Source organism: Rufibacter immobilis, from assembly GCF_003721565.1.
GTDB classification, from domain to species: Bacteria; Bacteroidota; Bacteroidia; order Cytophagales; family Hymenobacteraceae; genus Nibribacter; species Nibribacter immobilis.
Window position 1 is genome coordinate 595,280 of record NZ_RJJE01000009.1, and the last position, 21,575, is coordinate 616,854.

The 21,575-nt window shown below is 51.6% G+C and carries 18 protein-coding genes; 9 read left to right on the forward strand and 9 right to left on the reverse strand.

What is annotated here, in order from left to right:
• Positions 1-41 precede the first annotated feature (41 nt).
• From EFA69_RS09745 to EFA69_RS09755, 3 genes are all read left to right on the forward strand, one after another.
• Entirely contained in the window at positions 42-1,262 is a 1,221-nt protein-coding gene (locus tag EFA69_RS09745; protein WP_123132893.1) for an MFS transporter, read from the forward strand.
• Positions 1,263-1,372: 110 nt separating this feature from the next.
• Entirely contained in the window at positions 1,373-2,542 is a 1,170-nt protein-coding gene (locus EFA69_RS09750; RefSeq protein ID WP_123132894.1) for a lactonase family protein, read from the forward strand.
• Between the two features lie 67 nt (positions 2,543-2,609).
• Complete coding sequence (locus EFA69_RS09755) at positions 2,610-3,578, forward strand: NAD(P)H-quinone oxidoreductase (RefSeq protein ID WP_123132895.1); 969 nt, start codon at positions 2,610-2,612, stop codon at positions 3,576-3,578.
• A 218-nt stretch (positions 3,579-3,796) separates the two neighbouring features.
• Here EFA69_RS09755 and metG read toward each other — a convergent pair whose 3' ends face one another.
• The 6 genes from metG to EFA69_RS09785 form a co-directional block, all read right to left on the reverse strand.
• Positions 3,797-5,842 (reverse strand): methionine--tRNA ligase, encoded by a 2,046-nt coding sequence (gene metG / locus EFA69_RS09760; RefSeq protein WP_123133445.1) that lies wholly within the window; start codon positions 5,840-5,842, stop codon positions 3,797-3,799.
• Positions 5,843-6,179: 337 nt separating this feature from the next.
• Positions 6,180-7,316 (reverse strand): cytochrome-c peroxidase, encoded by a 1,137-nt coding sequence (locus tag EFA69_RS09765; protein WP_123132896.1) that lies wholly within the window; start codon positions 7,314-7,316, stop codon positions 6,180-6,182.
• A gap of 114 nt (positions 7,317-7,430) precedes the next feature.
• Complete coding sequence (locus tag EFA69_RS09770; RefSeq protein ID WP_123132897.1) at positions 7,431-8,954, reverse strand: DUF6850 family outer membrane beta-barrel protein; 1,524 nt, start codon at positions 8,952-8,954, stop codon at positions 7,431-7,433.
• Positions 8,954-10,255, reverse strand: coding sequence for a DUF4876 domain-containing protein (locus tag EFA69_RS09775; protein ID WP_123132898.1), 1,302 nt, complete (start codon positions 10,253-10,255; stop codon positions 8,954-8,956). The genes EFA69_RS09770 and EFA69_RS09775 overlap by 1 nt, the downstream gene beginning before the upstream one ends.
• A 21-nt stretch (positions 10,256-10,276) precedes the next feature.
• On the reverse strand, positions 10,277-12,955 hold the full coding sequence (locus tag EFA69_RS09780; protein ID WP_123132899.1) for a TonB-dependent receptor: 2,679 nt from the start codon (positions 12,953-12,955) through the stop codon (positions 10,277-10,279).
• Positions 12,956-13,208: 253 nt separating this feature from the next.
• On the reverse strand, positions 13,209-13,394 hold the full coding sequence (locus EFA69_RS09785; RefSeq protein WP_123132900.1) for a hypothetical protein: 186 nt from the start codon (positions 13,392-13,394) through the stop codon (positions 13,209-13,211).
• Here EFA69_RS09785 and EFA69_RS20610 point away from each other — a divergent pair.
• Positions 13,393-13,518, forward strand: coding sequence for a hypothetical protein (locus EFA69_RS20610; RefSeq protein ID WP_262696980.1), 126 nt, complete (start codon positions 13,393-13,395; stop codon positions 13,516-13,518). The two genes, EFA69_RS09785 and EFA69_RS20610, sit on opposite strands and share 2 nt — an antisense overlap.
• 56 nt (positions 13,519-13,574) lie before the next feature.
• On the opposite strand, the gene EFA69_RS09790 is transcribed toward EFA69_RS20610, so the two are convergent.
• Together EFA69_RS09790 and EFA69_RS09795 are read right to left on the reverse strand one after the other, a co-directional pair.
• Positions 13,575-13,880, reverse strand: coding sequence for a hypothetical protein (locus EFA69_RS09790; RefSeq protein ID WP_123132901.1), 306 nt, complete (start codon positions 13,878-13,880; stop codon positions 13,575-13,577).
• A gap of 63 nt (positions 13,881-13,943) precedes the next feature.
• The gene (locus EFA69_RS09795; protein ID WP_123132902.1) at positions 13,944-14,768 is read right to left on the reverse strand and encodes a DUF3050 domain-containing protein; all 825 of its coding nucleotides are present in this window, start codon (positions 14,766-14,768) and stop codon (positions 13,944-13,946) included.
• Between the two features lie 439 nt (positions 14,769-15,207).
• Here EFA69_RS09795 and typA point away from each other — a divergent pair, with 439 nt between their 5' ends.
• Positions 15,208-17,007, forward strand: a complete 1,800-nt coding sequence (gene typA / locus EFA69_RS09800; RefSeq protein WP_123132903.1) for a translational GTPase TypA — start codon at positions 15,208-15,210, stop codon at positions 17,005-17,007.
• Between the two features lie 128 nt (positions 17,008-17,135).
• Here the strand turns inward: typA and EFA69_RS09805 are convergent, their stop codons facing one another.
• Complete coding sequence (locus tag EFA69_RS09805; protein ID WP_123132904.1) at positions 17,136-18,209, reverse strand: oxidoreductase; 1,074 nt, start codon at positions 18,207-18,209, stop codon at positions 17,136-17,138.
• Positions 18,210-18,544: 335 nt separating this feature from the next.
• Here EFA69_RS09805 and EFA69_RS09810 point away from each other — a divergent pair, with 335 nt between their 5' ends.
• The 4 genes from EFA69_RS09810 to EFA69_RS09825 all read left to right on the forward strand — a co-directional run bounded on the left by EFA69_RS09810 (position 18,545) and on the right by EFA69_RS09825 (position 21,438).
• Complete coding sequence (locus tag EFA69_RS09810; RefSeq protein ID WP_123132905.1) at positions 18,545-18,736, forward strand: cold-shock protein; 192 nt, start codon at positions 18,545-18,547, stop codon at positions 18,734-18,736.
• 233 nt (positions 18,737-18,969) lie between these two features.
• Positions 18,970-19,875: a polysaccharide deacetylase family protein gene (locus EFA69_RS09815; RefSeq protein WP_123132906.1), complete on the forward strand. Its 906-nt coding sequence runs from the start codon at positions 18,970-18,972 to the stop codon at positions 19,873-19,875.
• Positions 19,876-19,905: 30 nt separating this feature from the next.
• A complete protein-coding gene (locus EFA69_RS09820) occupies positions 19,906-20,649 on the forward strand; it encodes a LamG domain-containing protein (protein ID WP_123132907.1) in 744 nt (247 codons plus the stop codon).
• Between the two features lie 321 nt (positions 20,650-20,970).
• A complete protein-coding gene (locus EFA69_RS09825) occupies positions 20,971-21,438 on the forward strand; it encodes a pyridoxamine 5'-phosphate oxidase family protein (RefSeq protein WP_245964535.1) in 468 nt (155 codons plus the stop codon).
• The last annotated feature ends 137 nt before the right edge of the window (positions 21,439-21,575 follow it).

Genomic DNA, 21,575 nt, shown 5'->3' on the forward strand with positions numbered 1-21,575 from the left:
GATTTCCGGCATTTCTCTACTTTTGCCCCTTAACCTAGCGCATGCACCAGATCTTATCCCTCTACCGAAACGCTTTTGGCGGGCTCTCCAGAGAAGCCTGGCTCCTGGCGGGCGTGATGTTCATCAACCGGAGCGGCGCCATGGTAGTCCCCTTCCTGAGCGTCTATCTCACCGAGGCCCTGGATTTTACCCTGCAACAGGTGGGGCTTCTGCTGAGCATTTTCGGGGTGGGTTCTATGTGCGGCACTTTTCTGGGCGGCTGGCTCACCGACCGGATCGGGCACTTCAAGGTACAGCTCCTGAGTCTGGTCTTGGGCGGCAGCTGGTTCTTCGTGATGCTCACCCTGAAGCAGTTTGAGTGGTTTGCCGGCGGAATTTTCCTGCTCAGTTTGCTCACGGAGTGTCTGCGCCCGGCCAATGCTTCCTCGGTGAGTTCCTACGCCCGCCCCGAGAACGTAACCCGCGCTTTCTCCCTCAACCGAATGGCCATTAACCTGGGGTTTTCCATTGGCCCGGCTTTGGGAGGAGTGCTGGCGTCTGTGTCTTACCAGTGGCTGTTCATGGCAGATGGGATCACGTGCCTTTCGGCGGGGGCGCTTTTCTTTTTCTACTTCCGGCACCGGCAGGGCCACACCCCGGCCAAGGCAGATCAGCCCCAAGATACTCAGGTGGTTCCCGTCCCCCGCTCGCCTTACAGGGATGGACTGTTCCTGCTTTTCACGGTGCTGTGCTGCTTTTTTGCGGTGGCCTTCTTTCAGTTCTTCTCCACCATGCCCCTCTATTTCAGGCGCGTGTACCAATTGTCTGAGCTGGAAATTGGCGGCCTGCTGGCCTTTAACGGAATGGTGGTGTTTCTGCTGGAGATGATCATTGTGTACCTCATTGGTGAGAGGCACGCGGTCTGGAAAATGATTGTGCTGGGCTTGCTGCTGCTGGCGTTGGGCTTTGTGGTCCTGAACCTGTTCCAGGGGTTCTGGGTGCTGGTGCTTTCCGTCTTGCTCATGAGCCTCTCTGAGATTCTGGCCATGCCGTTCATGAGTACGCTCACCGTGCAACGCTCCGGCCCGCATAACCGGGGCGCCTACATGGGCTTGTATAGCCTTTCCTACTCGGCGGCACACATTCTGGGTCCGTATATTGGCACCAGCACCATTGCCGCGTACGGGTTTAACACCCTGTGGTGGAGCGGTAGCGTCTTGTGTCTGGTGGCGGCCGTGGGGTTCTACGGGGTGGTGCGACGGCTACAGCAAACCGCCGTTTAGCCCTTTTGCGTTTAGGGGCTGTTTTTCCAAAAAGAGGCGCTAAACGCATTTCCAGTTCCGGCTTTCGTATCTTTTGGGCATCTTTCCATTCACAACAACTTCTATCTTCCATGAGAACCTTTCCTCTTCTGCTGTTGCTCAGCATAACCCTAGCGGCCTGTACCTTCGTTAAACAAGGCAAATCAAACCGAGAAATGATGGTTTACGTGGGCACGTATGCAAAATCAGACGCTGAAAGTATTTTTGGGTACCGCTTGAACGAGGAGACAGGTGAACTCACTAAGGTATTGGGTGTGAAAGGCGTGGAGAATCCTTCTTTCCTGGCCCTGGACAAAGACCGCAGACATTTATACGCCGTGAACGAGACCGCCCAGTTCCAGGGGCAGAAAGGCGGCGGGGTAAGTGCGTTTTCCATAGACCAGCGCACCGGCAACCTCACCCTCCTGAACCAACAGCCTACCCTGGGCGGCGCGCCCTGCTATATCAGTCTGGATCAATCTGAAAAAGTGGCCCTGGTGGCTAATTATTCCGGCGGGAACGTAGCGGCGTTCAGGATTGAGGCCGACGGGAAGCTGAGCACCGCCACCGATTCTGATCAGCATGAAGGAAGCGGCCCCAGAAAAGAGCAGAAAACGGCGCACGCCCACTGCATTGTACCAGACCCCAAAAACGACTTCGCCCTGGCGGTAGATTTGGGCATAGACCAGATCATCGGCTACAAACTGGACAAAGCCAATGGCAAACTGGAGCGCCAGGCGCAGCCCGCGTTCACGGCCAAACCAGGGGCCGGACCGCGCCACCTCACCTTCCACCCCAACCAACGCTTTGCCTACGTGATCAGTGAATTGAATTCTACCCTCACGGCCCTAATCTATAACGCCGCCACGGGCACGTTCACCGAACTGGAAACCGTCTCCACCCTGCCGGCGGGCTTCACCGGCGAAAGCTTCTGCGCCGATGTGCACGTTTCCAAAGACGGCCGGTTTGTGTACGGGTCTAACCGTGGGCACAACAGCATAGTGGTGTTCAGTATTGACCAGACCAGCGGCAAACTTACCTTGGTGCAGCATGAGAATGTGCAGGGCAACTGGCCCCGCAATTTCGGGTTTTCGCCCTCAGGGAAAACGCTGTTGGTGGCCAACCAGCGTTCCAACAACATCACCACGTTCAAAGTAGACACCCAAACTGGCAAGCTCACCTACACAGGTAAATCAGTGGAGTTGCCTTCGCCGGTGTTTGTGCAGGTGGTGCCCGCTTTTCCAGAAACACCCAAGTCTTAATCCTGTTTTCGGGCTTTTTTTAGAAAAACAGCCCCTAAACGCAAATCTACCTACTCCTTCGGTTCCTATGAAAGCAGTGGTTATTTCAGCTCCCGGCGCGCCGGAAGTTCTGCAAGTGCAGGAGCGTCCTGTTCCTACCCCAGAGGCCCACCAGGTGCTGGTGCGGGTGAAAGCAGCCGGTGTCAATCGGCCCGATGTGGCCCAGCGCAAAGGTAATTATCCGCCCCCAGCGGGTGCCCCGGCAGACATTCCGGGTTTGGAGATAGCCGGTATCATTGAAGCGTGCGGGGCACACGTGGCGCGCTGGCAGAAGGGTGAGGCCGTCTGTGCGCTCTTGCCCGGCGGCGGCTACGCCGAATACGTGGTGGTAGATGCCCGCCACTGCCTGCCCCTGCCCCAAGGCTGGAGTTTTGAAGAGGCCGCGTCCCTTCCCGAGACGGTGTTCACGGTCTGGCACAACGTCTTCCAACGGGGGCAGCTGAAGGCCGGGGAAAACTTTCTGGTGCACGGCGGAAGCAGCGGCATCGGCATCACGACCATTCAACTGGCCAAGGCCCTGGGAGCTCGCGTCTTCGCCACGGCGGGTAGCGCAGAGAAATGCCGGGCCTGCGAGGAACTGGGCGCTGAGCGGTGCCTCAACTATAAAACCGAAAATTTTGAGGAAGCCTTGCAACCCGAGGGCGTTGACGTGATTCTGGACATGGTAGGCGGCGACTACATCCCCAAGAACCTGAACCTGCTCAGGCCAGACGGCCGCCTGGTGTTCATCAACGCCATGCAGGGCGCCAAAGGCGAATTCAACGTGATGCAGGTCATGCAGAAGCGCCTCACCCTTACCGGCAGCACCCTCCGCCCCCGTGACGCTAATTTCAAAGCCGCCCTTGCCGCAGAGATAGAGCAGCACGTCTGGCCTTTGCTGGAAGCCAAAAAATTCAAGCCGGTGCTATCCCAAACGTTCCCCCTGGAAGAAGCCGCCCAGGCCCATACCTTGATGGAAAGCAGCGCTCATATTGGGAAGATTGTGCTACTAGTATAAAATGGACTCATTGGAAATCACTGGCCACCCAATAAAATCGCCTTGCCCCGTCCACTCCCATTTGTCCTCCTGAAAGGATGACAGTAACAGAAAACAGAAAAGCCTCACCGGTAAAGAAACCAGTGAGGCTTTTCTGTTTTCTGTTTAGGTGCTGTTTTCAGAAAAACGCCCCCTAAACAGCATTCCATTTTTAATTCTTAATTTCTAATTCTCAATTCTTAAGAAACGCCCCCGCCGTTCACCACCGGTTTAGACGGTTGCATAAAGGCCAGAGAGCCATCAGCGTTCTCGGCCATGAGCAGCATGCCTTGGCTCACAATACCTTTGATTTCGCGCGGCGCGAGGTTTACCAACACGCTTACCTGCTGACCAATAATTTCCTCGGGGTTGAAGTGCTCGGCGATGCCGCTCACAATGGTGCGCTGGTCAAGGCCGGTGTCCACCTTCAGTTTGAGGAGTTTTTTGGTTTTGGCTACTTTCTCGGCCTCCAGAATAGTGCCGATGCGGATGTCAATTTTAGAGAAATCCTCAAAGGTGATGTTCTCTTTGGCCGGGGCCGCCACAGCGTTGGCTATCTCATTGGCTTTCTTGGTGTCCAGCAGTTTCTGCACCTGGGCCTCAATCACGGCGTCTTCAATCTTCTCAAACAACAGCGCGGCTTCGCCGATGGTGTGCCCGGCCGCAAGCAAGTCTGTAGAACCCGCCTCATCCCATTTGCCTGGGGTGTAGTGGAGCATGGCCGCCAGTTTAGCAGCGGTTTGCGGCAGGAACGGCTCTGCCAGAATAGCCAGACTACCCGAAATCTGCAGCGCGATGTTTAGGATGGTTTCCACGCGCGCGGCATCGGTTTTGATGAGTTTCCACGGCTCGGTATCGGCGAGGTACTTGTTGCCCAGGCGGGCCAGGTTCATGAGTTCGCCCAGGGCTTCCTTGAAACGGTACTGCTCCAGGGAGGCAGCAATTTTCTCGGGGAACCCGGCCAGTTGTGCCAGCACTTCCTGGTCAAAGTCCGTCAATTCGCCGCGTTGCGGAACGGCGCCCTGGTAATATTTATGCGTGAGCACCACCGCGCGGTTAATGAAATTCCCGAAGATGGCCAGCAGTTCGTTGTTGTTCCGGGCCTGGAAATCTTTCCAGGTGAAGTCGTTGTCTTTGGTCTCGGGGGCGTTGGCGCAGAGCACGTAGCGCAACACATCGGCTTTGCCGGGCAGTTCCTCTAAATATTCGTGCAGCCACACCGCCCAGTTGCGCGAGGTGGAGATTTTGTTGCCTTCCAGGTTCAGGAACTCGTTGGCGGGCACGTTGTCGGGGAGCACATAATCGCCGTGGGCCTTAAGCATGGCCGGGAAAATGATGCAGTGGAACACAATGTTGTCTTTGCCAATAAAGTGAACCAGCTTGGTGTTCTGGTCTTTCCAGTACAGTTCCCAATCCGGAGTCAAGTCTTTGGTAGCCGAGATGTAGCCGATGGGCGCATCGAACCACACGTAGAGCACTTTCCCTTCGGCGCCTTCTACGGGCACGGGCACGCCCCAGTCCAAGTCGCGGGTCACTGCGCGGGGCTGCAGGCCTTGGTCAATCCAGCTTTTGCACTGGCCATAGACGTTGGTTTTCCAGTCTTGCTTGTGGCCTTCCACAATCCATTCGCGCAGCCAGGCTTCATATTGGTCTAAAGGCAGGTACCAGTGTTTGGTTTCGCGCAGCACGGGCGGCTCACCGCTGAGGGTACTTTTCGGGTTGATGAGGTCGGTGGCGTTGAGGGACGTGCCGCAGCTTTCGCACTGGTCGCCGTAGGCGTTCTCGTTGCCGCACTTGGGGCAGGTGCCCACAATGTAACGGTCTGCCAGGAACTGCTGGGCTTTCTCGTCATAGTACTGCTGGGTGGTCTGCTCTATGAACTTGCCTTCGTTGTAGAGCTTCAGGAAGAAACCCGAGGAAACCTCGGCGTGCGTCTTGGACGAGGTGCGGGAATAGATGTCAAACGAGATGTTGAAATCAGCGAAGCTCTGCTTGATGAGCTCGTGGTATTTGTCAACGGCCTGCTGCGGCGTGATGCCTTCTTTCTTGGCCCGGATGGTAATAGGCACGCCGTGCTCATCTGACCCGCAGACAAACTTCACATCGCGCCCTCTGGAACGCAGATAACGGGCGTAAATGTCGGCCGGAATGTACACGCCCGCCAGGTGCCCAATATGTACGGGGCCGTTGGCGTAGGGCAGCGCGGCGGTCAAGGTATATCGTTGGGGATAGGTAGTTTCAGCCATGTTCTTTCTTTGAAAAGGCAAATATACAGAAAATGCAGGCAACCTTTTCTTCTGTGAACACCCAGCGTTTAGCGGCTCTTTTTCTGAAAACAAGGCTAAAACACCTACACCTTTCTTCACTTTCCTGGCGCGAGACTTTTGTCTCGTGACAAAGGATGAAGCGAGTCTCCAGACTCGCCGGGAACCATGAGCCGAGCATGTACGGAAATGGAGTCTGGAGACTCCACACACCTATCGGCACGAGTCTGGAGACTCGCGCCGGGGCAAAAGTTGGGTTCCAGTTTAAGCCTGTTTTAAGAAAAAGAGCCCCTAAACGCCTGTTAGAACATCTGCAAAATTACTGCGGAAGCTCCGGTTGGTTGATGCGCTGCTGCACCGATGAGATGGCGCCCAGAAACGCGATCACGGCTTGTTTCTCGTCTTCAGACAAACCCAGCGGCTTGAGGTGGCTGGAGGTTTTGGGGAACAGCGTATCTGCTTTCTGGGCCGCAGTGGTGGGTTGCAGGTTGGGCATGCCCATGTTGTACATGTTGAGTGTGCCGTCTAGCGTGGGGAAGAGCCCGTTGTGGAAGTAGGGAGCGGTGTAGACCACATCGCGCAGGGAAGGCGTCCGGAATTTCCCCACGTCTTCGGCGCGTTTGGTCACGTGGTAGCGGCCCAGGTCTTCGTATTTGCGGCCGTAGTAGGTAAGCCCCACGTTGTGGAACTGGTTGTCTGTGAACAGCGGACCGTTGTGGCAGTTGATGCAGCGGGCCTTGGTTCTAAACAGGTGCAGGCCTTTGATTTCCAGATCTGTGAGTTCATTCTTTTTGCCTTCCAGGAAACGGTCAAAACGGCTTTTGCGGCTCACGATGGTGCGTTCAAAGGTGGTCAAGGCCTGCGCTATCTCCTGAATGGTGAATCTCTCCTTCCCGAAGACTTCTTTGAACAGCACCTGGTAGCCTTTGATTTTGTTCAGGTTCTTCTCCATCTGGGTCAGCTCATGGTTCATCTCCACCCTGTCCTGCACCGGGAACCGCATCTGGTGCTCCAGGCTGTTAGCGCGGCCGTCCCAGAAAAGGTGCTCGTTGTTCCAGACGTTGAGCAGGGTCATGGCGTTGCGCTTGCCAGGCTGCCGGTCATGGCCCAGAGACACCTGTTTGCCGTCGCCCCAGCCCAGCTGCGGTTCATGGCAGGAGGCGCAGGCAATCTGCCCGCTCACAGACAAGCGGGGGTCAAAGAACAGGAACTTGCCCAGCTCGGCTTTCTTCTCTGAGTACGGGTTGTCCTTCGGGAATTTAGGATCGGGCCGAACGCCTAGTTCCTGAAAATTCTTAATGTCTGGGTCTACGTCTGGTTTAGGCCACTGGCTGGTAGGCTGACTGTAGAGCTGACGCAGTTGCTCCAAGGTAAAAGGTTGGTCTGTGAGGGTAACAAACGCCGACCCTAGGAAGAACACCCCGGAGAGGGCTAGCAGATAAAGTTTCGTACGCATGGCAAGGTACAGGTAAGTCTTGTCTTAACTTGAGTAAGCGAAAATGAATGAAACCATAACAGAGCTTTTAAGCTGATTTCAGAAAAAAAGGCCTAAAACGGCATAGGACTTGGCTCAAAGATAGATGTTCAGTTGCAAAGCCCAGGTTTGGTAGTTGTTCCCAGGCGCAAAAGCAGTCTGGGGAAGCGACTGTGGCGAAAGCGCCTGTTGCCATGTATAATGGACCGCTGGCATGAGCATCACTTGCTTTACCTTTACCCCATACCCTGCCTGTAAGCCAGCTTCTACCTGCTCACTGCTGTAGTAGGTAAAGTCTGGCAAGATGACACCCGTCATAAACGCATTGTACTGGCTCCCAATGGTAAGGTGCGAGTTCAGATCGGTTCGGTAACCCAGTTGGGCTTTCAGCCGAACGAAGTCTTTGCCCCAGGGAAGCTCTTTGGCCGCCTGCCCACTTAGCGTCAACGTCTGCACCAGATAATCTACAGAGGCTGTTCCGTCCTTTTTTGACACGCTCTGGTAACTACCCTTCAGGCCAAATTCCCACGCTGGGCGTTTCTCATTATAAGTAAAAACAGCTTCTTTGGCTATCCCTAGATAGTTATTTCCCTGGATAATGAGCTGGTTGAAGTCTTTGACGTGTGTATAGCGGAGTTCTCCACCCCATAGCCGCTGAGCCAGGTCTCCCGCCCACGTATAGCTGGAAACTACTCTATGTTCTTTCTGGGTGACTTCCCCTATAGGCGAGTAAGGACTTATGTCTCCGGTGGCGTCTATTTTACGGCGGTACCTCCTGTCTACCAATTGGTAGCTATACCCTACATTAAATTGCCCGGCCTGTAGCACCAGACTCCCGCCCTTAAGGTTGCGAAACTCATACAGGTTGCGTTTGCTGGACACAATACGGTAATAGCCATACCCCATGACATCCTGTGTCGTATACTCAGGTCGCCCATCTGACTGGTTCATGATGTTCTGATAGGAGACAGAGGCAACTTCCTCGCCGTACCCATACCGGCCAGAAAGAACTGCCGTCACTGGCCCTATACGGTAGCCCAAACCTCCATCTACGGTGAGCCGGTACCGGGTGATGTCAGCCCTGGGATCATTAGACCGCCCGTATGTGCCCGTTTCTAACTGGGCACCGGCCACCAGGCTTAGCCGTCGGGTAAGTGGCACGCCTCCGGTACCTTTCAGTTGATACTCATGGTTGTCCCAGTTGCCGGGACGGATGTTGGCGAGGTAGTACGGGCTTATGTCAGCCTGGTCTGGTTTCAGCCGCCAGCCTATGCTGTCTTCCAGATTACGCCGGTACTGGAAATCTCCCCAGAGCTTGAATTTGTTCACTTGCGTTACTCCGCGTGAGGCAATCTTGTATTGCGTATTGCGTTCCGGCAACTGCGGCGTACGCCAACTGCCGCTAGCCCTCATAAACTCTAACGTACTGTGGCTGTACCCTGCCGAGGGATGAAACAAGACTTGCCCCGGCACCTGCTCATATAAAGAGTACAGGCGCTGGTGATATAATCCTACAGTCTGAAAGGCCGCACCAGCAGATTGATCATGGAGAGAATCATTCTGCTGCGCATGCCCCCACATGGGTAGAAATAAACTGAAAACGGTAAAAAGGATGCGCATTAGAAACCTCTGGGCTGTGCTCTGTCCAGCACTTTGAAGTCATTAGTGGAATTATTGGTGTCTTGCAAGATGTTGCGCCCGTTGAAGTTCTTCACCACCTTCCGGATTACCGACTGTGATGAGTAAGAACCTAGGGGCGTATAGGTATAGCCAGCATCCAGGTCATCGGTCAGTTTCTTAGGAATCAGTTTTGCGGGGCTCTGTTGTGCCTCCACGGCGTCAATGACCCAAGTGTTGGGTATCTGGTAGTACAGTTTAGTGGTTGCCGTGATGGTTCTTACTTCGGGGGCAGAATATTGCTTTAAGGAACTAAGCGGCCCCTGTTTCTTCACAAGAACATAAGCATCTCTACCAGGGTTGTCAAGAAGCATATCTTTGCCATAAGTCTGGTGCAGGATGATGTTAGGAACGGCAGGATTATCTATATCTGAGTTAAAGGCCTGGTTGTAAAAAGCCTCAAAATCGGCACCGCTCAAGTCTACCGTCAGGCTTGGGTCATTGGGCGTGATGGTTTCCCCTTTTTGGTTCTGGTAAGGAGCCTTGTGATTTAATGCGTTCTGGGCGATGACAATACTTTTACCAGGCTCAATTGGGTATTGTGTACCAGTGCCCGGCAGTTCAAAGAAAGATTCCATGTAGACATACTCTCCGTTGGCATCAATACCAGACGGCATATTTAACGCCGCATTCCAGTTGTATTGCCCGTTGGGTTGTAGATAGGTCTGCTCTATCTTTGCGTTGGCTCCTAAGCCATACACTTGCCCAAAGCAGAGGCCATCTGCGTATGCCACCTGGTCTGAGTTGTTGTAGATCTCAATGAATTGATCACGGTAAAGCGCCCCGTCTTTGGCATTGGAGCCAGCATAATATATCTGCTTAATCAAAAGACTACCCACCGGCGATGATTTCAGCTCTAGTGCAAAGAAGTTGCTGCTGCTGGTGTTAATGGTTTGGTTGGTAAGGGAAGCATTAAAAATAACGTCACTTTCAACGGTAACCCCGGCAAATTCCAGAAACTGCGCGGGGGTATAGGTCCGGCTCACAGAAATATCATAGATACCTACGGGTAGGTTCTCAAACCGGGCTATGCCCAGAGAATTGGTGGTAGCCTCCGTTGATATTTTACTGTCTGCATTGGTCACTTTGACGGTAAGGTTAGGGGCTACCTGGCCAGCATAGGCGCTGCCAAACTTAACCGCCACTTCAAAGGTAGTAGGCTGCACCAGAGGGGAATCATCTTCCTCACAAGAAAGTAAAAAGAGGGGCAACAACGCCAGCAAAAAGAGTTTAAGTTGCTTCATAGTCTGTGTCTTTATGGTTGTCTACTTTAGGGTTAATCTTATTTCCATCCCGAAGGATGGGGCTTGATTCAGGACTTTGCGCTCTTTGGCCTTGGCATCATAATACTCAGGGCGGTAGTTGAGGAAGTTATTGGCGTAGAAAGAAAGCCGGAACACGCGCCGCACTTCCTTGGCCAGGCTAATGTGGTAATTAGAGTAAATCAAGTTTTGATAAATACGGGTTTTGCTGGTTTCCTCTTTTAATAGATGGGCGTATTGGTCATAAGTGCGCTCCGCCTCTGGTATTGTAATGAATTGGCCATCGGCGTTATAATAGGCCACCGGATAAACTGATTTAGGATTTGCCTTAGTCCATTCATCCCAGAAGAATTGTGCCCGCAGGTTCACCAGTAACCCCAGGCGTGAGATATGGTGCGTGGTTGATAGGGTGGAAAGCGTGCGGAGCCCTTCAGAAAACCCACTTTGGTAAACCCCTATAAGTGCCTCTTTTTCATAATTCCAGATGGTGGGCTGCTCTACCTGGTATAAACTATTGTAGTAGTTGGAGTAATACAGGGTAGTAGAGAAGTTGAAGGAAGTTTGCAGTGCCCTCACCTTAGCCGTACTCAGCATAAATTCCAAACCGGTGTCTTTGGTATTTAAGGCATTGGCAAACTGAGAGTAAAAAGCATAGCCCGGGGTAGAGGCACCCGTAGGTTCATAGACTGGTTGCTCATTGGGTCTAGCTTCCAGAATCTGGTATTGGGGTATGTCTATAATCTGCACGCGCTTGTGCGGAGTAAAGCCTTTGTCTGTACGCCGGTGAAATGCTGTGACAGAGACCTGAAACCTAGGCTGCTGATACTGCAAGCCCACTTCTATGCTACGGCTGCGCATAGGGTTGAGCTTGCTATTGTCTGGCACTACTTTGGTGGTATACAGGAGGTACAAGTTCTCTCTGTAGTTATTGGTATAGTGGTTAATGAGCGGGAAGTCATAATAGATGGGTTTTGCCTGCACGTGTACGATCCCCGGCGATTTGGTGGATATCCCGTATGCCGCATTCAAGGAGAGTGCAGGGTTAAGTTCTAAAGCGGCGTTTACCCTTGGAGAGAGCGAGAAATAATGAAACTGCTTGTCGCCACGTACCCCTACAGAAGCTCGCCACTTTTTCCCCATTACCTCCCCACTGAGCCCGTCTTCCAGGTAAACCCCCAGGTTGCTCAATGCCGGAGTGGTGTAAAAATCATAGTCCCGCATGTAGGAGTCGCTGGTACGGAAAGGCCGGTAAGGGTCTACATCCAAGCCATTTCCCCGGTTGGTCTCATAGCTGTAATTGATCCCATAAGAAAAGGTATGCACCACAGCACCAGTCGTTAATCTCCAAGACGCACCCAAACTTCCGCTCCAGCGCATGGGGTTACCAGTAATACTGCTTTCTGCGTTATAGTTGGGATAGGAATATCCGCCTTCCACCACCCCCACTTCCGCTGACACGGGAACGGGCTTGGTACCAGGATTTAAGTACCAAGATTCATAGGAGTATTGCTGGGCATTGCTGTAAGCCAAACTGTAGGTCAACACATCAACCAAGGGCAATTCTGCCCGCCAGCTTCCCCGGTAATTCACCCGTACATTACTGTTCTCTGTTTTCACATGGCGCGTGGCATCATCAGGGTCTGTTTTCCAGTTATCAAAGCTGGAAGAATAGTCTATGCCCAGGTTACTGCTGATTTTGCGGGCTTTGTCTAGATGCGTAGACCAGAGGACTCCGGCAGAAACTCTACGGTACGACTTAAGCTTATCTGTAGTGCTGGGAGTGGCATTGAGGTAATCCAGTGAGACGTTCAGAGCACCCAGCCGAGGACCTATCTTAAACCCTTTGCCTAACGAAAAATTATCGGTGCCGTTCTGAAAGCGGGCCGAGAGACTCCAGGGTGACATTCCGGCTTTGCGGTCAATGAGAATAGCCCCAGAGGTCATATCTCCGTATTTGGCCGAGGCCACCCCTTGTATCACCTCAATCTTCTCAATATTGCTGGCTGGAATCTGCCGCAAGTCAGTTGAACTAAAAGTGTAATCTCCCGAGCTGTAGCCTCTGGGGTTAAGTTGATCTAAGGTCTCGCTGCGGCCACTAAAGGTAGTCTGCAAGTTTGCATTGTTGGAAAGAGCCTCCCCATCCAAGACAATACTGGTCCCGAATTGGTTGTTCAGCGCATGATTCCCCGTGGAGACACTCCTGAGATTGATAGCCTTAGCCGACTGTAGGTCTGGATTGAGAATGGTCTGCCCTGGTAACAGATTGAGCAAAATATCAGAGAGACTGTAGGGCTGGATCTGCTCAATGGCGTTCTGCCCGATGACGATGGAAGAGTTGGAGTTATTTGTATGCTGGCGCAGTGCGTTCACCTCTACTTCATTCAGGTACAGGTTGTTGTCCTCCAGAATAAAGAAGACGGAGGCTGTTTGGTTTTTCACCAGTGACACCACCTGGCGCTGCTCTTTTTTACCTACGTAACTGGCCACCACCGTAATTTTGGTATAGGTCTGATCAGTGGGAAACGTATGGCTAAACTCGCCTTTCTCATTGGCACCCACAAAAATATGGGGTTCTACCAAGTGGACGCGGGCGAAGGGAAGAGACTCTTTCTGAGCGTTTGTAATGAGCCCATTGATTCTGGTTTGCCCAACTACCCTGCCCCCTACCAACAGAAGCAGCATAAAAAAGATGTGACGTTGAGGAAACACAGTGAGAGGAGGCAGCACTATTAAGTAGATTAATTGATGCTACAAACCTATTGTTTAGAATTAGTCTAAACAAAAATAAATTAATAATTTTTTTTAACATCTTCTACCTCACAAGAAATAGGCGGCACCATAACAAAAACTCCCTTTGTCTACCTGCTTGTAAAACCGCAGGTAGACAAAGGGAGTTTAGGGGGTCTTTTTCCAAAAACTGAACGAAACCAGGTAATCAGCCCCCGGTGGTGTTTCCTATGCTGGGCGGCATGGCGGGCCGCCGAATGGTATCTGGTGCAACCGGCTGCCTGCCGGGCAAAATTTTCTGGCTACGCACGGCCGGCGTCTGGTTTCCGGGAGAATTGAGATTTCGGTCCTCAATGTTTTTCTTCTGGTTTACCTGGCTCGCCTGCTCATTCATGTCCCTCACTGTGGGGGTAGCTCTGTACGTGCGCACCGGCTCAGGAGACTCCAGGGCAGGATTATCTCTTGAAGAGGTACAGCTTACAGCTATTGCCCCGCAGATAGCTATTGTGATTGCATAAGACGTTTCGCGCCTCTTTTTCCCAAAACTCCTCCAAAACGTCTGCATGGCTACCAATTAACGTGCGTTGCTTTGACTTAGATCTTCGTCCTCCAACTCCTGCACGGCTTTGTAGCCTACAGGCGTCAGGCGTAGCCCAGCCGGATCTGGAGTGGCATAGCCCTGGTTGCGCAAATGTTCCTCGGCGCGTTTCTGCACGTCTTTATAATGGTACTTCTCATCTTCCTGGTGCAGAAACGGATAAATATCCGTCCAGGCCAATACCTCTTCTGCCTGGATACCTTTGGCTTTGAAAGCTTTTAATATGAGGTAGCCGGTGTTTTCAATATTCTCGCTGTTGGAGCTCAGGTTCTCTAAATCCATAGTTCATGTGTTAAGGTCTGTGTCTGTACAGTACGTTAACCCTTTCCCAAAGGATTTAGCCGCTTAATACCGCTGAATACGGGCCAAAATGCCGTCCCAGAGGTGCAGGCGCATGCGCTGGCAAGCAATGGCTTCCTCCAGGCACTCTGCCCATTTAAGCTGGTCATCGCCGCACAGTTCAGACACCATTTGCATGGCCAGCGGTGAGTGCACCTCATCATCTAACTGAATGTGGCGGTCCATGTAGAATTGGAACGTGTCCAGGGTGCCGGGGTAGCGGCGGTTCATGTCGCCAATGAGGCAACGGAACATGTCTGGGATCACGTCTTCGCGCCCAAAGGTGAAGGCGGCGGCAATGCGGTGCGCCTGCCCGCTCTGGATAATCTGGAAGGTATGCTTCACAAAGTCTTTGGTGTGCCCGGGTACCGGCAGGTTTTCCAGCTGGGTGAATACCGCTTTGCCCTGGTGAAGCCCGGCCATAAATTCATGGATGAGACGGGTATCTGCCCCACACTCTTCCATAGCCCGCACATAGAGCTCAAAATGGCTGATGGGGTTGCCCTCCGGGTCTACGTCTGTTTCTTCTTCCAGCACAATCTCATTGATAAGGCGGCGGCTGGAGGGATTGCCGTGCGGAGTCCAGGGCACATCTACGCAGGTAAGGTGGCGTTGCAGGCTCTTGAGCAGGCTCATGAAATCCCAAACGGCAAAAATATGGTGCTCCATGAAAACCCGAAGATCGGCCAGGTCATAGATAGATTCATAGAGCGGGTGCTGCATCAGTGCCTCGCGGTGGGGCCGTAACTCCCGCTGCAGCCAATTGATTCTTTCTTGGTTAATATGGTGCAGCGAAGGCAAATATCCAGTTTTCTCAGAGGTTATAGGCATAAGAGTATGAATAAGATAAAGAAAGAGATACACCAGGCGGCAGAATCACTTATGCCAGCCTCCCAACGCTTCTTCTTCGCAGACCTATTTCTTTTAGGTAAAGATACGTCGTGAACCGCTCATTACGCAAAAAGCCTTACAGAGTTTTGGTATTATTTTACCACATATGACACAAATAAGACTGCCCTCTCCGGCACCCAATCCTAGCAGCCAGATGCATCACCTAAAGATGATAAAACCGCTCTTCTGACCATGGTGCGGGCATTTGGCAAAACCTATGGCCTTTCTTGCCTGGTCAGTTCCGGAACTTAGTAAATGCGCTTTCTGTTTACTCATCTAAGAAAATAACCGTAACTGGTTGGGCAAAAGGCATTTTTATGAAAAAACATAAAATAACCTGAGAAAAACCTTACCTTTGCGGCCTGTAAAAATCCTCTTAATGCAAAGTATCCGCAACATCGCGATTATTGCCCACGTGGACCACGGTAAAACCACGCTGGTAGACAAGATCATCCACGCCTCAAAAATTTTTGACGCACACCAACAGTTCGACGACCTGATCCTGGACAATAATGACCTGGAGCGGGAACGCGGCATCACCATCGTTTCCAAAAACGTATCGGTTCGTTACAAAGATGTGAAAATCAACATCATTGACACGCCTGGTCACGCCGACTTTGGAGGTGAGGTAGAGCGCGTTTTGAAAATGGCCGACGGCGTTCTTTTGTTGGTAGACGCCTTTGAAGGCCCTATGCCCCAGACTCGTTTCGTGTTGGGCAAAGCTATCTCGTTAGGTCTTAAGCCTATTGTGGTAGTAAACAAAGTAGACAAGGAAAACTGCCGTCCGGACGAAGTACACGAAATGGTATTCGACCTGATGTTCAACCTGGACGCCACCGAAGACCAATTAGACTTCGTGACTATCTACGGTTCCAGCAAAAACGGCTGGATGAGCACCGACTGGCAGAAACCAACCGATAACATCACGCCTCTTCTGGATGCGATCATTGAGGTGATTCCTCCGGCCCCTTCAGAAGAAGGAACACCGCAGATGCAGATCACTTCTCTGGACTACTCTTCTTTCGTGGGCCGTATCGCCATTGGACGTGTGAAGCGTGGTACTTTAGTGGAAGGTGCCAACATGAGCCTTTGCAAACGCGACGGTTCTATCAAGAAAGTAAAAATCAAAGAACTTCAGGTATTTGAAGGCCTGGGCCGCGTGAAAGTGGAGTCCGTATCGGCTGGCGAAATTTGTGCGGTAACTGGTATTGAAGGTTTTGAGATTGGCGATACCCTCGCTGACTTCGAGAACCCAGAGCCGTTGGCGCGCATCGCCATTGATGAGCCTACCATGAACATGTTGTTCACCATCAACAACTCTCCTTTCTTCGGGAAAGAGGGCAAGTTTGTAACGTCTCGTCACCTGCGTGACCGTCTGTACAAAGAGATGGAGAAAAACCTGGCCCTGCGCGTAGACGAAACCGACAAAGAAGACACCTTCCTAGTGTACGGACGCGGTATTCTTCACTTGTCTGTCCTGATTGAAACCATGCGCCGCGAAGGCTATGAGTTGCAGGTAGGTCAGCCGCAGGTAATCTTCAAAGAAGAGAACGGCCAGAAAATGGAGCCGATGGAGCACTTAGTAGTAGACGTTCCTGAGGAATCTGCGGGTAAAGTGATTGAACTGGTAACCCAGCGTAAAGGTGACCTGTTGATCATGGAGCCGAAAGGCGACTTACAGCACTTAGAGTTCAACATTCCGTCACGCGGTTTGATTGGTCTGCGTAACAACGTATTGACCGCTACTGCCGGTGAAGCCATTATGAACCACCGCTTTGTGGCCTATGAGCCTTTCAAAGGCGCTATACCGGGTCGTATCAACGGTTCTTTGATCGCGATGGAGACGGGTCCAGGCACTGCTTATTCCATTGACAAACTGCAAGACAGAGGCGTGTTCTTTGTGGAGCCGGGCGAAGATGTGTACATGGGTATGGTGATTGGCGAGCACTCTCGTCAGAATGACCTTACTGTGAACATCCAGAAAGGAAAGCAGCTGACCAACATGCGTGCTTCCGGTTCTGACAACAACGTGAAGATTGTTCCTAAGAAACAGTTCTCTCTGGAAGAGGCCATGGAATACATCCAGAAAGATGAATTGCTGGAGATTACTCCTAAGAGCATCAGAATGCGGAAAATCTACTTAGATGAGAACGAGCGCAAGCGCTACGGGAACAACTAAGGAGCAACATTCTCCGCTATAATAAAAGGCCTTGCTGTTTCTGCAGCAAGGCCTTTTTGTTGTACAACTATGAAACTGCAACGGTGCGTTTAGGGGCTTTTTTTTCAAAAACTGGCCCTAAACGCACCTTAACTGAGTCTGACTCTTCGTTTCTCCTGGCTGCTCTGCATGATCAACTCAATCACTTTGATCACATCCCGGGCTTGTTCTGGTTTCACTTCCAGGTCTGCTTGTCCGGTGATGGCGGCGTACACGTTGTCATAGAAACCGCGGTAATGCCCGGTTTCACTTTCTACCTTCCCCATAAAGTGCAATCCCTGATGCTCTGTGTTCAGGTGCCCCCAAATGGTCTCGGGCTCCACGCCCCAGTTGGACGTGAGATGCGGAAGCGCTCCCTCATTCAAGGCTTTCTCCTGCACATCCAGTCCGTATTTCAGAAAGGAACCACGGTCACCGTGCAGGGTGTAGCGGGGGCTCAATTCCCGCACCAGTAACCCCGCCGACAGGTTCACTTGCAGGCGCTCATAGTACAGTGTCGCCTCAAATTTATCGGCCACGGGGCTGGCGGGCCGCTGGATGCAGACCTCTGCGGAGATTTCCTTCGGAAGCCCGAACAAGACGAGCGCCTGGTCAATGAGGTGCGAACCCAGATCATAGACAATCCCGGCGCCCGGTCCCTCCTGCTCTTTCCAGGTATTGCCCTTCAGCAGAGGCCTGAACCGGTCAAAATGGGCTTTGTACTCCACTAGATTCCCGAGCACCCCACTTTGGATTACCTTCCGTACCGTTTTAAAATCACTGTCCAAACGGCGATTCTGGTAGACAGTAAGCAGTTTCTGTTGCTGTTGGGCCAATTGGATCAGTTCATCGGCCTCAGCGGTGGTGGCGGTAAAGGGCTTTTCCACTACCACGTGCTTTCCGGCCAGCAGGGCCTGCTTGGCCAGCGGAAAGTGTGAGGTGTTGGGCGTAGCCACTACCACCAGGTCAATAGCAGGGTCATGGATGAGCTCATCTGCTTGGCTGGTGATTCTGGCCTCTGGGTACCGGCTGCGGGCGAGCCGAATCTTTTCTTCCTTGGTTTCCCTGATGCAGACCAGTTCCAGCCCCTCCACCACGTGGATGAAAGGTGCATGGAAAATCTGCCCGGCCATGCCAAACCCAATAAGCCCTACTTTTATCTTTTTCTGTTCTTCGGTGGCCATTCCTTTTTTGTTTACTACTCCTTTATGCGTATTCCTCCCAGAGGAATTCCTTTATTCTCCTAAGGTACTGCTACAGATTTAGAAATAGCAGCAGGCAATGGCAATATGATAGATTCACCAACCAAATAGAGCCGTAGTACACCTGCGGGGCTTCCTGCCTTTGGCTATTTACTCTTAGGAATATTCCAATTTCACCCGCACTTATCAACCTTGCTTCTGATTCATTTACAGAGAATTAAAACCATCATTTCTCCGGAAACGTAAAATACTTTGTATAAAAGGCCAGAGTATTGATTTTAATCTCTACATTTGTTTAGTATTTATCATCACTATTAATGAAAAACGGTAAAGTAAAATTCTTTAACGATTCCAAAGGATTTGGTTTCATTAAAGACGCAGAATCAAACGAAGAGTATTTCGTACACGTGTCTAACCTTGTGGACGAAATCAGAGAAAATGACGAAGTAACTTTTGAGCTGAAAGAAGGCCGCAAAGGTTTGAACGCTGTAAATGTGAAACTTGCGTAAGTTTTAATATACATCAGTCCTCCGAAAGGGTCCTGCACGAGCAGGACCCTTTTTTGTTACCCTAAGGCTACCTATCTGCGCCAGAAAGCGTTTAGGGGCTCTTTTTCTAAAAACAGCCCCTAAACGCCTTTGGGGTAAATGCGCTATTGAGTAGATTACACCAAGAAGAACAGGGAAACCGGAACCAGCCAAACTCTTGCCCTATCACTCCAGTAGATTCATTTTTGAGACACATGCTTTTCACCCCAGTAAGCGCCAGATACTTTCTTCTGGCAGCCCTTAGCTTCAATTTGTTTGCCTGCTCACCGGCCGAACCGAAGGCGGAAATCACTTCTACTCCCCAGTCGCGCCCCCAGGAACAAACCCCACCAACAGATACAACCCAGGATTTGGATGCTCCGGCCGTGTTGGCTACCCCACCAGCAGACACGGCACCGGCTAGCGCAGCCACTATTCTGGCCCGCCAACAGGTTCCTATTCTGTGCTATCATCAAATTAGGGAATGGACGCCCAGAGACGGAAAAGTAGGCAAAGACTATATTGTCAAACCCCAGGAGTTCAGGGCGCAGATGAAGATGCTCGCCGACAGCGGCTACCACACCATCCTGCCCCACCAGCTCCAGGACTACCTCACCAAAGGCACGCCCCTGCCCCCCAACCCCATCATGCTCACCTTTGATGACACCAAACTGGACCAGTACACCGTGGCCAAACCCGAACTGGACAAATATGGCTTCAAAGGCGTGTTCTTCATCATGACCGTTTCCATTGGCAGGCCCAACTACATGACCAAAGCCCAGATCAAGGAACTCTCTGACAAAGGCCACGTGATTGGCTCCCACACCTATGACCACCACAACGTAAAGAAGTACGAGGCCAAAGACTGGGTCACCCAGATTGAGAAACCCACCAAACAGCTGGAGGCCATCACCGGCAAACCGGTGGAATACTTTGCGTACCCCTTCGGGCTTTGGCGGCCCGAGGCTATTCCGGAACTACAGAAACGTGGGTTTAAAGCCGCCTATATCTTAGCCACCAAACGCGACCCGCAAGACCCATTGTTCACCATCAGGCGCATTATTGCCAGCGGCTACTGGAGTACCAAAGGTCTGTATAACAGTATTCAGAATAGTTTTTAACCTTTAGTAGAAACCGGTAAAGAAAACCTTATGCGAACTTCAGCCTGGTGGTGCCTTCTCTTCCTCTGTCTTTGTGCGTGTGACCAGGAGGAAGTTAATCCAAGTGACCTAGAAAGTGGGCTTGTCGCCTATTATCCCTTCAATGCTTCTACCCATGATGAAAGCGGGAACAACTACCATCTCACAGCACATAACACCACCTTTACCCAAGACTATTCCCTAAAGGAAAACAAGGCCATTAGTTTGAATGGTCAGACTGCTGGTTTAGATGTACCTGGGTTAGTAAAAGCCTCCAAGTTAACCCACTTCACCATCTCCCTTTGGGCAAAACCAACCCTTGTACTAAACAAGACCTTTTGCCTGCTTTCTCTCTTTGGCCAGGGAGGCATCAACATGGATGTAAACGCCACGGAAGCAGGTATGCTGTCTGCCAATAGACTTTATGTGCCCATGAGCGAAGGTTTCGGGATTAAACCCTTGAGCCAGCTGATCAGCGCACCTGCCCCTGGTACATGGGTACATCTGGTAATGGGCCAAAGCGATGAAGAAACCTTCTTGTATGCCAATGGTGTCAAAATCAAATCTATCGCCTCTACCCAGGTACCCCTTTCCCTAGAAACCGGCGGCACAATAGGGTATAGGATAATAAATGCCGGTAACCCTGAGCTAGAACGTCAAGAAGATTTCTTTAACGGAGTTCTAGACAACCTCAGGATATATAACAGGTCCCTGAGTTCAAAGGAGATTGACTACTTGTTTTCTAGGAAAGATTAGCGCGTTAATTAAATCAACTATTATGAATTAGAAATGGGTTGAAAGCTGCCTTGATTGATGTTTCCAGGAGTCACTAAAGGCAAAGGGACTTTACTCAACCGCTTCTAGTTTGATTCCAGCGTTGCCATTAGCGGTTGTTTTCTATAAAATAGCCGCTAATGGCAACGCTGATTGTATGGGTTGACCGCCTGGTAAAAACCGAAGCTCTCCAAAATCAGTACATCTAGTTTCACCTAGACACCACGTACCCATGGATAGCATCAACCAAAACCAACCCGAGAAAAACCACCAGGACCTGCAGGGCAGGAGGCCGCCCAGAAAATGAAGGAACTGGCCCAGAACGCCGAAAGCTGCTTTTTCTGCACCCATATCACCAGCGGGCAACCCATCACCTCCAGACCCATGGCGGTGCTCAAGGCAGATGACGCCGGTCATTTCTGGTTCCTCACTTCAGATGACTCACACAAAGTGGAGGAGCTGCGGCAAGACCCGTTTGTGCAGCTGTTTTTCCAGGGCTCCAAGTACTCAGACTTTCTGACCGTACACGGCACCGCGCAGATCAGTAAAGACAAAGCCAAGATCAAGGAACTCTGGAACCCCATGCTCAAAACCTGGTTCACCCAAGGCGAAGATGACCCGCGCATTACCGTGTTACAGGTAGTACCCACCGGCGGTTATTACTGGGACAACAAACACGGCAACGCCATCGCGTTTATGAAACAAGCCGTGGGTGCAGCTGTGGGAGTTACCCTGGATGATTCCATTGAGGGAAATTTGAATGTGAAATAAGCTTATAGCCTGCTCATACAACCGCGCCGCGTTTAGAGCCTGTTTTTCAAAAAACAGGCTCTAAACGCGGCGCGGTTGTATGCTGGCAACAATGTTAATTTGTAACCGTCCCTTTCAAAGGAGATGAAAGGCACAAG

Coding starts and splice junctions, on each gene's coding strand:
- EFA69_RS09745 (WP_123132893.1), top strand. CDS start 42: ATGCACCAGATCTTATCCCTCTACCGAAACGCTTTTGGCGGGCTCTCC.
- EFA69_RS09750 (WP_123132894.1), top strand. CDS start 1,373: ATGAGAACCTTTCCTCTTCTGCTGTTGCTCAGCATAACCCTAGCGGCC.
- EFA69_RS09755 (WP_123132895.1), top strand. CDS start 2,610: ATGAAAGCAGTGGTTATTTCAGCTCCCGGCGCGCCGGAAGTTCTGCAA.
- metG (WP_123133445.1), bottom strand. CDS start 5,842: ATGGCTGAAACTACCTATCCCCAACGATATACCTTGACCGCCGCGCTG.
- EFA69_RS09765 (WP_123132896.1), bottom strand. CDS start 7,316: ATGCGTACGAAACTTTATCTGCTAGCCCTCTCCGGGGTGTTCTTCCTA.
- EFA69_RS09770 (WP_123132897.1), bottom strand. CDS start 8,954: ATGCGCATCCTTTTTACCGTTTTCAGTTTATTTCTACCCATGTGGGGG.
- EFA69_RS09775 (WP_123132898.1), bottom strand. CDS start 10,255: ATGAAGCAACTTAAACTCTTTTTGCTGGCGTTGTTGCCCCTCTTTTTA.
- EFA69_RS09780 (WP_123132899.1), bottom strand. CDS start 12,955: ATGCTGCTTCTGTTGGTAGGGGGCAGGGTAGTTGGGCAAACCAGAATC.
- EFA69_RS20610 (WP_262696980.1), top strand. CDS start 13,393: ATGTCCCTCACTGTGGGGGTAGCTCTGTACGTGCGCACCGGCTCAGGA.
- EFA69_RS09785 (WP_123132900.1), bottom strand. CDS start 13,394: ATGAATGAGCAGGCGAGCCAGGTAAACCAGAAGAAAAACATTGAGGAC.
- EFA69_RS09790 (WP_123132901.1), bottom strand. CDS start 13,880: ATGGATTTAGAGAACCTGAGCTCCAACAGCGAGAATATTGAAAACACC.
- EFA69_RS09795 (WP_123132902.1), bottom strand. CDS start 14,768: ATGCCTATAACCTCTGAGAAAACTGGATATTTGCCTTCGCTGCACCAT.
- typA (WP_123132903.1), top strand. CDS start 15,208: ATGCAAAGTATCCGCAACATCGCGATTATTGCCCACGTGGACCACGGT.
- EFA69_RS09805 (WP_123132904.1), bottom strand. CDS start 18,209: ATGGCCACCGAAGAACAGAAAAAGATAAAAGTAGGGCTTATTGGGTTT.
- EFA69_RS09810 (WP_123132905.1), top strand. CDS start 18,545: ATGAAAAACGGTAAAGTAAAATTCTTTAACGATTCCAAAGGATTTGGT.
- EFA69_RS09815 (WP_123132906.1), top strand. CDS start 18,970: ATGCTTTTCACCCCAGTAAGCGCCAGATACTTTCTTCTGGCAGCCCTT.
- EFA69_RS09820 (WP_123132907.1), top strand. CDS start 19,906: ATGCGAACTTCAGCCTGGTGGTGCCTTCTCTTCCTCTGTCTTTGTGCG.
- EFA69_RS09825 (WP_245964535.1), top strand. CDS start 20,971: ATGAAGGAACTGGCCCAGAACGCCGAAAGCTGCTTTTTCTGCACCCAT.